The sequence below is a fragment of the Rhodopila globiformis genome (genome assembly GCF_002937115.1).
GTDB classification, from domain to species: Bacteria; Pseudomonadota; Alphaproteobacteria; order Acetobacterales; family Acetobacteraceae; genus Rhodopila; species Rhodopila globiformis.
In genome coordinates, this window is sequence record NZ_NHRY01000177.1 from 1 (window position 1) to 11,003 (window position 11,003).

The 11,003-nt window shown below is 65.7% G+C and carries 10 protein-coding genes; all 10 read left to right on the top strand.

What is annotated here, in order from left to right:
• The first annotated feature begins 55 nt into the window (after positions 1-55).
• The 10 genes from truB to CCS01_RS16405 all read left to right on the top strand — a co-directional run bounded on the left by truB (position 56) and on the right by CCS01_RS16405 (position 10,387).
• On the top strand, positions 56-982 hold the full coding sequence (truB, locus tag CCS01_RS16360; RefSeq protein WP_104519857.1) for a tRNA pseudouridine(55) synthase TruB: 927 nt from the start codon (positions 56-58) through the stop codon (positions 980-982).
• Positions 983-1,025: 43 nt separating this feature from the next.
• Positions 1,026-1,295, top strand: a complete 270-nt coding sequence (gene rpsO, locus CCS01_RS16365; protein ID WP_104519858.1) for a 30S ribosomal protein S15 — start codon at positions 1,026-1,028, stop codon at positions 1,293-1,295.
• A 608-nt stretch (positions 1,296-1,903) separates the two neighbouring features.
• The gene (gene pnp, locus CCS01_RS16370; RefSeq protein ID WP_104519859.1) at positions 1,904-4,159 is read left to right on the top strand and encodes a polyribonucleotide nucleotidyltransferase; all 2,256 of its coding nucleotides are present in this window, start codon (positions 1,904-1,906) and stop codon (positions 4,157-4,159) included.
• Between the two features lie 302 nt (positions 4,160-4,461).
• Positions 4,462-4,749, top strand: coding sequence for a hypothetical protein (locus tag CCS01_RS16380; RefSeq protein ID WP_104519861.1), 288 nt, complete (start codon positions 4,462-4,464; stop codon positions 4,747-4,749).
• On the top strand, positions 4,742-5,197 hold the full coding sequence (locus CCS01_RS32890; protein ID WP_146101802.1) for a hypothetical protein: 456 nt from the start codon (positions 4,742-4,744) through the stop codon (positions 5,195-5,197). The genes CCS01_RS16380 and CCS01_RS32890 overlap by 8 nt, the downstream gene beginning before the upstream one ends.
• A gap of 4 nt (positions 5,198-5,201) precedes the next feature.
• The gene (locus CCS01_RS16385) at positions 5,202-6,614 is read left to right on the top strand and encodes an NAD(P)H-dependent flavin oxidoreductase (RefSeq protein ID WP_104519862.1); all 1,413 of its coding nucleotides are present in this window, start codon (positions 5,202-5,204) and stop codon (positions 6,612-6,614) included.
• 105 nt (positions 6,615-6,719) lie between these two features.
• Positions 6,720-6,983: a molybdopterin converting factor subunit 1 gene (gene moaD, locus CCS01_RS16390; RefSeq protein ID WP_104519863.1), complete on the top strand. Its 264-nt coding sequence runs from the start codon at positions 6,720-6,722 to the stop codon at positions 6,981-6,983.
• A 373-nt stretch (positions 6,984-7,356) separates the two neighbouring features.
• Positions 7,357-7,905 (top strand): DUF2165 family protein, encoded by a 549-nt coding sequence (locus CCS01_RS16395; protein ID WP_239992197.1) that lies wholly within the window; start codon positions 7,357-7,359, stop codon positions 7,903-7,905.
• Positions 7,906-8,273: 368 nt separating this feature from the next.
• Positions 8,274-8,825, top strand: coding sequence for a hypothetical protein (locus CCS01_RS16400; RefSeq protein ID WP_104519865.1), 552 nt, complete (start codon positions 8,274-8,276; stop codon positions 8,823-8,825).
• 1,253 nt (positions 8,826-10,078) lie between these two features.
• Positions 10,079-10,387 carry a hypothetical protein gene (locus CCS01_RS16405; RefSeq protein ID WP_104519866.1) on the top strand — a complete coding sequence of 103 codons (309 nt, stop codon included), beginning with the start codon at positions 10,079-10,081 and terminating at the stop codon, positions 10,385-10,387.
• Positions 10,388-11,003 lie beyond the last annotated feature (616 nt).

Here is an 11,003-nt window from a genome sequence, read left to right on the forward strand (position 1 = left end):
CCCTACCCCGCCGCCTCCCTGACAAATCCCCTTGGCAACCCCCGAGAACCCAACCATGTCCCGCCGCAAGCCCCGCGGCCGCCCGATCAACGGGTGGCTGATCATCGACAAGCCGGCCGGGCTGACCAGCACCGACGTGGTCAACCGCGTGAAGCGCATCTTCGACGCGCAGAAAGCCGGCCACGGCGGCACGCTCGACCCGCTGGCCACCGGCCTGCTGCCGATCGCCTTCGGCACTGCCACCAAGACCGTGCCCTATGTGATGGACGGCACCAAGCTGTACCACTTCACGCTGAAGTTCGGCGAAGCCCGCGACACCGACGACGCCGACGGCGCGGTCACCGAAACCAGCCCCGTCCGCCCCGACGACGCCGCGATCGAGGCCGCCCTGCCCCGCTTCCGCGGCGACATCCTGCAGGTGCCGCCCGTTTTCTCCGCCATCAAGGTCGCCGGCGAGCGCGCCTACGACATGGCCCGCGACGGCCGCGCCCCGGTGCTGGAGCCTCGCCCGGCCCGCGTCGATCGCTTCGAACTGATCAGCCGCCCCGACGCCGACACCGCGGTGTTCGAGGTCGCCTCGGGCAAGGGCGTCTACATGCGCAGCCTCGCCCGCGACCTGGCAAAAGCCTGCGGCACCGTCGGTCACATTGCCGCGCTGCGCCGCCTGCGCGTCGGCCCGTTCCTGGAGAAGCACGCGATTCCGCTGGACAAACTGCGCGAGGCGGACGATACCGCGCCGGCTTCCCCGGACCTGCTGCTTCCGGTCGAGACCGCGCTGGCCGACATCCCGGCGCTGGCCCTGACGGAGCAGGAGGCCGCTGCGCTGCACCAGGGCCAGGCGATCAGCCTGGTCACCCTGATGGGCCGGATTCCGGCCCAGGCCGATCCCAATGGCGGATTGGCCCGGGCCATGGCGGGGGGCCGCGTGATCGGCCTGTGCCATCTCGAGGACGGGATGCTCAGGCCCGAACGGATTCTGTGATCCGGCACGCGCCGTCACCAACACCTCACCCAGGAGAACCCTGATGTCGATTACGGCCGAGCGCCGCACGACGCTCATTGGCGAATATGCGACCGGCGCCAGCGATACCGGCAGCCCCGAAGTCCAGGTCGCCCTGCTGTCCGAGCGGATCAGCAACCTGACCGAGCACCTCAAGACGCACGCGAAGGACTTCCACTCGCGCCGCGGCCTGCTGATGCTGGTCGGCCGCCGCCGCCGGTTGCTGGACTATCTGAAGAAGAAGGACCAGCAGCGCTACCAGACCCTGATCGAGCGCCTGTCGCTGCGTCGCTGATACTGGAGGCGTTGGTCCAACCACTGTCCCCTCCGTCATTGTCGGGTGTGTCAGGATAAGGGGACGGATGGAGAAGGATCTAGCGCCAGGTCCGTTGCCTCACCGTCATGGCCGGGCGTGCCCCGGCCATCTGCGCTTCCATGGCGGGGGGTGGATGGCCGGGCGTGTCCCGGCCATGACGGTGAGGAGACGACCTTGTTCCGCCCGCCGCCATATCCTGATACCCATGGGGACACGCCCCATGACTGGGGGAACGGTGCGTGACGGTTGGGGCCGACGGCTCACCCGGCCCCACACATAATGCTGGCCAACCGCCGCTTTCATCCCTATGTGCAACCCCGCCGGGTGACAACCGGCGCCTGAGCGGGGCAGGCTTTCCCCTCGCAACGCCGCGTCATGCGGTGGACACAGAGATCGCCGAACCTTCACGCCCCGATCAGGCGCGGGACCAGCGACGGCGTTTCCGGCCACATGGCCGCGGCTGCGATCCTTCCAACGGCCCGCAGGCGCGCCCCGTGTTACCCGAGACGCCGCCACCCGCCCAGTTACGGGAGTGACGGAAACGCATTTGTCGTCCGCCGATGCCGCGCATCCATAAGGACGACTGAATGTTCAATTACTACCGCAAGGAACTCGACTGGGGCGGCCGCAAGCTGGTCCTGGAAACCGGCAAGATCGCCCGCCAGGCCGACGGCGCCGTCATGGTCTCCTACGGCGAGACCATCGTGCTGTGCACCGCCGTCGGCGTGAAGGGCGCCAAGCCCGGCCAGGACTTCTTCCCGCTGACCGTCAACTACCAGGAAAAGGCCTTCGCCGTCGGCCGCATTCCCGGCGGCTTCTTCAAGCGCGAAGGCCGCCCGAGCGAGATGGAGGTGCTGAAAAGCCGCCTGATCGACCGGCCGATCCGCCCGCTGTTCCCGGAAGGCTTCCGCAACGAGGTCCAGCTCATCGCCACCGTGCTGAGCTACGACAACGAGAACGACCCCGACATCGTCGCCATCATCGGCTGCTCGGCCGCGCTGACCCTGTCCGGCATCCCGTTCTTCGGCCCCGTCGGCGCCGCCCGCGTCGGCTACAAGGACGGCCAGTACATCCTCAACCCGGCCACCGACCAGATGGGCAGCTCCGAGCTCGACCTCGTCGTCGCCGGCACGTCGGAAGGCGTGCTGATGGTCGAGTCCGAGGCGAATGAGCTGTCGGAAGAGGTCATGCTGGGCGCCGTTACCTTCGGCCACCAGGCGTTCCAGACGGTGATCCACGCGATCATCGAACTGGCCGAGCACACTGCCCGGGAGCCCTGGCCGCTGCCGGAGGTCTCGGAAGAGGAACAGGCCCTGAAGGCCCGCGTCGACGCGCTCGGCCGCGCCGGCCTGGCGGAGGCCTACCAGGAGAAGCAGAAGCAGGTCCGCTACGAAAAGGTCGCCGCCGCCAAGAAGGCCGCCGCCACCGCCCTGGCCGAGGAAGGCCTCGACGCCGACAAGGCCAAGGGCCTGTTCAAGGACCTGGAAGCCGACATCGTCCGCAACGCCATCCTCGACACCGGCCTGCGCATCGACGGCCGCGACACCCGCACCGTCCGGCCGATCCTGGCCGAGGTCGGGATCCTGCCGCGCGCGCACGGCTCGGCGCTGTTCACCCGCGGCGAGACGCAGGCGTTCTGCGTCGCCACCCTCGGCACCGGCCAGGATGAGCAGATCGTCGACTCACTGCTGGGCGAGTACCGCGAGCGGTTCATGCTGCACTACAACTTCCCGCCCTACTCGGTGGGCGAGGCCGGCCGCCTCGGCTCCCCGGGCCGGCGCGAGATCGGCCATGGCAAGCTGGCCTGGCGCGCGGTGCATCCGCTGCTGCCGGAGAAGGAGAAGTTCCCCTACACCCTGCGCGTGGTGTCGGAGATCACGGAATCCAACGGCTCGTCCTCGATGGCAACCGTGTGCGGCAGTTCGCTGGCGCTGATGGATGCCGGCGTGCCGCTGAAGCGGCCGGTGGCGGGCATCGCCATGGGCCTGATCAAGGAGGACAAGGGCTTCGCCGTGCTGTCCGACATCCTGGGCGACGAGGACCACCTCGGCGACATGGACTTCAAGGTCGCGGGCACCGAGCAGGGCGTCACCAGCCTGCAGATGGACATCAAGATCACGTCCATCACCCCCGACATCATGAAGATCGCGCTGGAGCAGGCGCGCGACGGGCGGCTGCACATCCTGGGCGAGATGTCCAAGGCGCTGACCGGCCACCGCCACGACGTCGCCACCACCGCGCCGCGCATCACCACGATGAACGTGCCGAAGGAGAAGATCCGCGAGGTCATCGGCACCGGCGGCAAGGTGATCCGCGAGATCGTCGAGCAGACCAAGTGCAAGATCGACATCGACGACGACGGCACCATCACCATCGCTTCGAGCGACACCGAGGCGGCGCAGCGGGCGATCGACTGGATCCGCGGCATCGTGGCGGAGCCGGAAATCGGCGTGATCTACATCGGCAAGGTGGTGAAGACGGCGGATTTCGGCGCGTTCGTCAACTTCCTCGGCTCCCGCGACGGGCTGGTGCACATCAGTGAGCTTGCCCAGGGCCGCGTCGGCAAGACCACCGACGTGGTCAACGTCGGCGACAGCGTGAAGGTGAAGGTGATCGGCTTCGACGAGCGCGGCAAGGTGAAGCTGTCGATGCGCGTCGTCGACCAGGCCACCGGCGCCGACATCACCGAGCAGGTCGGCGCCCGGCCGCCGCGCGGTGAGCGGCCGGAACGGGGCGACCGGCCGGAGCGCGAGGACCGCGGCGACCGCCGCGACCGTCGCCGCGACCGCGGCGAGCCCGCCCCGGTGATGGAAGGCTCCGAGCAGCCGCCCATCAACGACTGACCGATCATGGGCGGCGCCTGGAAGGAAATCTGGGCGTCGCTCACATCGACTGTGCCGGCGATTGCATCGGCGGTCGCCTTCTGCCTGGCGCTTCTGGGATCGCTTTGGGCCCCGGGCGTCAGGATACAGGTCAGCCTGATCTGGATTGCGATTATCGGTTTCGTCACTATCGCCTGGCTGGCCGCGGCCACTAGAATGGCGATCGAAGCCCCCCGGCTCGCCCGAGACGATCCGCCGCGGCCGAGTATGTTTACGTCCCACCGGCCCGGGACGATTCAGAACAACAAGCGATCATGTTAATTATGGACCGTTCACGCCAGTTCGGCGTTAACATATTCGTCACAATCCACTATGAGGAGAGCCTTGGGATTGGGAGCAGCGAAATCTTCGAACGCGCGATTGGCATTGGCCAGGTCGTCAACATCCAGGAAAACGGCCTGATCCAGGTCCAGGACTTGCACCAATCCTCGGGTCAATCCGGATTATGGCAGCGGATCAGGAGTTGCGAGGCGACGATCCTGTCCCACGTCATGATCAAGCCTTCGATCGATTTCAACGCTATGGGGATAGAGGTTCGGTTCCATGAATGACGTGAAGGCCGAAACCCGTCTGGCGAAGGTGGTTCACATCGCTGCCCCCGGCTTCGCTCCCGGCCCGCTTGAAGTCGTCATCGACCGCGGGGCGCAACCGGGTGTGCAGTCAGGCGACAGGTTCCTGATGTTCGGCCTGGGACCGCACATCACCGATCCGGATACAGGCAAGGACCTGGGGCAACTCGAAATCGTCCGTGGGCGCGGCGAAGTCGTGCATGTGCAGGAGAATCTGGCGACAATCCGCACGCTGGAGCGCCGCCGGACCCGCCCCAGCGAAGCGCATCGTTCGCGAACCTGGCCGGCAGATGATGTCGGACCTCATCGGCGTGCCGAGTGTATTCGGCTCCTCGGCCGGTGTGATCGAGGAAGAGATTTCCCCCGAAACCGAAGTGCCGTTCGAAGCCGTTCAACGTGGCGATCTCGCCAAACCGATCTGAAGACCTGAACAAATGAGAGCAATCAACGCGATACGCATGGGTGGCGTCGACGTCCTTCCGCTGGTGGAAGGCGGGAAAGGCGTCGCGGTCTCCAACGGCCTGTCCGCCGGGATGTGGGCGCTGGCCGGGGGCGTCGGCACGTTCAGTGCCGTCAACGCCGACAGCTACGACGCCGCGGGCCGCCCCATCCCACAGCTCTATCACGGCCGCACCCGGCGGGAGCGGCATGAGGAGCTGATCAGCTACGCCGTCCAGGGCGCCCTGGCACAGGCCCGCCGCGCCTGGGAGATCACCGGCGGCAAGGGCCGCATCCACGCCAACATCCTGTGGGAGATGGGCGGCGCCGAGCGCATCATCACCGAGGTGCTGGAGCAGGCCAAGGGCCTCATCCACGGCATCACCTGCGGCGCCGGCATGCCGTACCGCCTGTCGGAGATCGCCGCCCGGTTCGGCGTGCACTATTACCCGATCGTCTCCTCGGCCCGCGCGTTCAACGCGCTGTGGAAGCGCGCCTACTCCAAGACCGCCGAGCTGCTGGGCGGCGTGGTGTACGAAGACCCCTGGCTCGCCGGCGGCCACAACGGCCTGAGCAACGGCGAGGACCCGACCCGGCCCGAGGACCCCCTGCCCCGCGTCGCCGCCCTGCGCAAGGTGATGAACGGCTTCGGCCTGAACGAGACGCCGATCATCATGGCCGGCGGCGTCTGGTGCCTGGAGGAATGGGAGCACTGGATCGACAACCCCGAGCTTGGCCCGGTCGCCTTCCAGTTCGGCACCCGCCCGCTGCTGACCCAGGAAAGCCCCATCGGCGACGCCTGGAAGCAGAAGCTGCTGACGCTGAAGGAGGGCGACGTCTTCCTGAACAAGTTCAGCCCCACCGGCTTCTACTCCAGCGCGGTGAACAACGGCTTCATCCAGGAACTGCGCGAGCGGAACGAGCGCCAGGTGGCCTATACCACCGAGGCCATCGGCGAGCACGTGGCGGAATACGGCGTCGGCCCGCGCAAGCGCATCGTCTACCTGACCAACCCCGACCTCGGCCGGGTGTACGGCTGGGAGCAGCAGGGCTTCACCGAGGCGCTGCGCACGCCGGAGTCAACGCTGGTGTTCGTCACGCCGGAGAAGGCGCGGGAGATCCTGGAAGACCAGGCCGCCTGCATGGGCTGCCTGAGTTCCTGCCGCTTCTCCAACTGGGCGCAGCAGGAGCCGGACTTCACCAACGGCAAGAAGGCCGATCCGCGCAGCTTCTGCATCCAGAAGACGCTGCAGAACATCGCGCACGAGAGCGACAATCCGGACGCGGTGGAGCATAACCTGATGTTCAGCGGCCACAACGCCTACCGCTTCGCCAAGGACCCGTTCTACTCCAACGGCTTCATCCCGACGGTGAAGCAACTGGTGGAGCGGATGCTGACCGGACGGTAAGCGCCTCGGGCGGCCCGGCCGTTGTCCTCATGGCCGGGCCTCGGTGGCCAGCAGCACCCGCAGGGTTGCCTTTCAATCCCGTCAGGCCTCCCTTATGTGTTGCGCATGAGCAAGCCCATAACGCTGCTGTATTTCGCTTGGCTGCGAGAACGGATCGGCCTCGCGCACGAGGAGATCGTGCTGCCGGACGATGTCGACACCGTCGAGGCGCTTATCGGGTATTTGCGCGCCAGGGGGCCACGCTACGCGGAAGCCTTGCGGCCCCATGAGACCATTCGGTGCGCCATCAACCAGGACTTTGTGGAAGCGGGCAGCCGAATACACGCGAATGACGAAGTGGCGTTTTTTCCACCGGTAACCGGCGGATAGCCTGGCGAGCGGCCGGGGACGTCAACGAGGGATGGAACACCAGCGGCATGGCCCCCTGAGCGGTCCATGCCGCAGGCGAGATCCGCGATCAATCCCCTGGCTGCGGTGGAGCGGGGCGCATAGCATGATGCCCGCCTGTTCGCATCGCTGGCATCTGTGTGCATCCGTGTTCATCTGTGTTTCCCCAACCGGGCGCTCTCAGCACGGCACGACCGCTGGTGCTCAGGCCGGGATGCAGCGGGGCTGATCATTCTACGGAATAAGGGATAAGGGGAAACACAGATGAACACGGATGCACACAGATGGCCTTGTTCTGCCCGATGTCCCCGGACCCGAGCCTGAACAACCGATCGACGTCGGCGGCGGCCCCTGAATGCCGGCAACACGTCCATCCGGCCACCCGCACGGCCGAGCGGCGCCGATGATCGTCGTCCGGTTATGCAAGATCGCGCTTGTCGCGGCGATCGCGCTGTTCTTCACACTGGTCGCCTTCGGCAACATCACCGATTACGGCAGCAACTGGCCGTTCGTGCGGCACGTGCTGTCGATGGACACCACCTTCCCGGACTCGAAGCTGCGCTGGCGCGCGATCACCGATCCGGCGCTGCAGCAGGCGGGCTACTTGCTGATCATCACCACGCAGGTCATCGTCGCGGCGCTGCTCTGGCTGGGCTGCGCCCGCCTGCTTGCCGCGGTTGGAACGGCCGGGTTCGCGCGCGCCAAGCCCCTGGCCGTGGCCGGGCTGACGGCCGGACTGCTGCTGTACATGGTGGGCTTCATCACCATCGGCGGCGAATGGTTCGCGATGTGGCAGTCCGCGACCTGGAACGGCCAGCGGAAAGCCTTCGCGTTCATCGCGATGATCGGCATGGTGCTGCTCGTGCTTCTGCTGCCGGAGGAAAACGCGCGGCCGGAAGGATGAGCGGCCGGCATCACGGCGCCCCGGCCGGAACCGCCGGCCCGAACGCCTGACGGCAGCCACCGCGACCCATGCCGCGGCCACCATGGCGCCGGAGCAAAACCCTTCGTGCGGACTATTGCCATCTCCGCTATGATCAGGAACGCCATACGAGGGCGAGACGCCGAACTGACTTTGCCGGACAAGATGATGGGTTTCACGAAGTTGCGACGAAAGCCTTGAGTGTCAACCTGCGCGAGTGCACAGTCCGGCAAGTCTCGCCCTGCTTCAGGACCTGATGGGAGTTCCTCCGAATGCGGCACATTCCCCTGCTGATCGTCGTGTTGGGCCTTAGCGGTTGCGGGTACAATACCTGGTGGAATCCTCCTTTCATGGGTGGACGCGATCCCAACCAGCCGATCGGCGACAGCGAAACCATGAATCGCGTGCTGGCAGGCGCCACCACCGCCCAGCCGATGACCACCGAACCCGGCGACATCTGGCCGGGCCCTTTGCCGCCGGCGCCGACGCTGAAGGATCTGGAGTCGTCGAGCGGGCTGACATCCCAGCCTGAGGCTCCGGTCCCGGGTTCGCCCTTGGACCGCGGGCTTTCGGGGCCCTCGCCATCGCCGAATCCGAACAGCGGCAGTTCCACGCCACCCGGCACCAACCTGCCGGGCCTGGCGACGCCGCAACCGGCGCCTCCGCTGTCCAGCTATGCCGCGCCGCCGGCAACCCCACCCGGCCAGGCCAAGGGGCAGGTTCCGACCGGGCAGGTCATCCAGACGCCCGAAGGGCCAATGGTTTCAACCGGGAGCGGGTCCAACTATCAAACGACGACGTCTCCTGGCGGCGGTCAGTCCATCGTCGTCCCCAACGGCAACGGCACCAGCACCGTGATCCATGCCGACGGCCGGATCGAGACGATCCCAACACCGAAGTGATGGGCGGCCGCCTCCGCCGGCCGGAGGCGTGGCGGAATTGACGGGCCGCCGGGCATGGCCGGGACCCGGAGCATGGTCGCGCTATCCCAGGTGATCGCGTGCCTTGCCTGAGTAGGGAGGCATATCCGGAAGCGGAAGGTTTCCGGGTGTGGTGTTACGCGCCGGATCGACGGGCGGCAGCGTACAAGACTGATAGACGCGGCCTTGGCTTGCAACCAGCATACGGCGCACCGGATGCCAGATGGCCAAGATGCGGTTGCACTTGAGGGGCGAGAGACCAGTTAGGCAAAAGCGGGAGCGAGGATAAGGGAACCTCGCCCCCAAAGCAGTTGAATCGAGTGTTTAGACTAACGAGAAAGCTGCATAAGTCATGCTGGCATGTGCTCCAAGTTTCAATTCACAACCTTAGGCGTCGGTTGATTTAAGTTCTTGTTTCGTTCAAGCGGCGTTTGCCAGGCTTGCCGGATGACAAGCGCTACCATAGTGCCCCACGGCGCCAACCAATTGATCGAGCTGGGGCTGCGCCCCATACGCATCACGATAAGGCGGCGGGCGGAGAAGGATTTGGTGCCGCGGCCCTTCTCTCACCGTCATGGCCGGGCGTGTCCCGGCCATCTGCGCTTCAACGGCGGGGTAGATGGCCGGGACACGCCCGGCCATGACGGTGAGGGAGAAGCCCTTGCTCCGCCAGTCCGCTTATCCTGATGCGTATGGGGCTGCGCCCTGGCTGCCTGGATGGTGCTGTGGAATCCGCCGGCGCGTCCGGGGCGATATCCAGCGCAGTCGGTGACAGGCAGTCCGGTCCCGTTGTCTTACCTGCTTGCTGGCGGACAGATCCAGCGATTCCGCCGCCCGGTCTGGTGCGATCAGAGCGACAGTCTGGGGATCCGCCGGAGGTGGTGGCGACCTGGGTTGCCGGATGGTTGTGACAAGCACCCATTTTACACCCCAGCTTGATGATGGCTTCAATGTCCTGCCTTCGTGCGGCAGACGGTGTACCCCAAGACAAGTTTCATAATTTTTGCAAATATCTAACAGCGCTACTTGACGCGAGATATTCAGAGGGGCAGCCAGAGCCAGTCTACGAATCTGGTGGCTCGTATCAATCTCAGTTCATTCGCGGTGAGGGGCTGAAACATAATTTCTCGCTTATGATAGTTGACAAAATAAGACTTTTTTGCATGATTGAAGCAAGGCACGTTCCGAATTGACACTGCCGCGCGTCACCGCAGCGCCTTTCACATCAGGTCGCCATGTTCCGTTTATATCTGATCAATAACGGCCGCATCTCCTGGGGCGAGGATCTTAAAACCCCGACCCTTGCCGAAGCCATATCGCTTGCACAGATCCTGCGGCAGGCGTCGCTGAAGAACGGCCGGTCACCAGGGTTGGAGATCTGGCAGGGGGCGTCATTGCTTTACCAGGACCCCTATGACGCCGAGCAGATAGAGCGCTCCGCTCCTGTCATCAGCCCGTTCGCGACGCCGGAGAGCACCATCTACGCCACATGGCGGCCAACCCTGGCGCGACCATTGATGACGCCGCCCGGGGATTGCGCATGACCCCGGGCACCCCGGGCAGATGCTGCACCCGATAGCAGACTGCAGGGCGGTCCGTCCGGCACCCTGCTCGCCGGTGTTCCCGAGCGGTTGCATGAACTGATCAACCTGGAGATTACGCAGCGCACCATTCGAGCGAGTACGGGACGATCTCGCCGTGGCCTCTCCCGCGCCGTCAAGCACAATGGGGTTGGACATGCCGCCGATAGCATCGTCCAACCCCGGGACGGTTTCGCTGGCCGTCTGATGCGGCCTCGTACGGCCGGCGCTTGCAGCGTGCCATCAATCCCAACTCGTGTAACGACCTGACCAGATGTGCCTGCCTTCAATGGATTAATCGATGCAGGCGGAGCGCGCATCGGCTGGCTGTCACTGCGGCCCTACCAGCATCAGCCCGCCTTATTCGTCCCCTCGGGCATTCATTGCACAATCCGCTGCATTTGGCGGGTGATCGAAGAACTTGGTGCCTATCAGCGGGCATTTTGCCAGTCGGGAGCGTTCCGGAGCTGCTGATTTGGCCACATTGTTCCGCCTGCGCCCGCGGAAAATCCAGTTCCGTACAAGCGGCGCCGCCGCCGTGGCAACCGAGGCGGGGACCGAGCAGCCTGATGGGAGGTAG

What these genes read in the sequence shown, in the direction of transcription:
- moaD (WP_104519863.1), top strand. Translation starts at nt 6,720, where the DNA reads ATGAGCAAGCCCATAACGCTGCTGTATTTCGCTTGGCTGCGAGAACGG.
- CCS01_RS16395 (WP_239992197.1), top strand. Translation starts at nt 7,357, where the DNA reads ATGCCGGCAACACGTCCATCCGGCCACCCGCACGGCCGAGCGGCGCCG.
- rpsO (WP_104519858.1), top strand. Translation starts at nt 1,026, where the DNA reads ATGTCGATTACGGCCGAGCGCCGCACGACGCTCATTGGCGAATATGCG.
- truB (WP_104519857.1), top strand. Translation starts at nt 56, where the DNA reads ATGTCCCGCCGCAAGCCCCGCGGCCGCCCGATCAACGGGTGGCTGATC.
- CCS01_RS16380 (WP_104519861.1), top strand. Translation starts at nt 4,462, where the DNA reads ATGGACCGTTCACGCCAGTTCGGCGTTAACATATTCGTCACAATCCAC.
- CCS01_RS16400 (WP_104519865.1), top strand. Translation starts at nt 8,274, where the DNA reads ATGGGTGGACGCGATCCCAACCAGCCGATCGGCGACAGCGAAACCATG.
- CCS01_RS16405 (WP_104519866.1), top strand. Translation starts at nt 10,079, where the DNA reads ATGTTCCGTTTATATCTGATCAATAACGGCCGCATCTCCTGGGGCGAG.
- CCS01_RS32890 (WP_146101802.1), top strand. Translation starts at nt 4,742, where the DNA reads ATGAATGACGTGAAGGCCGAAACCCGTCTGGCGAAGGTGGTTCACATC.
- pnp (WP_104519859.1), top strand. Translation starts at nt 1,904, where the DNA reads ATGTTCAATTACTACCGCAAGGAACTCGACTGGGGCGGCCGCAAGCTG.
- CCS01_RS16385 (WP_104519862.1), top strand. Translation starts at nt 5,202, where the DNA reads ATGAGAGCAATCAACGCGATACGCATGGGTGGCGTCGACGTCCTTCCG.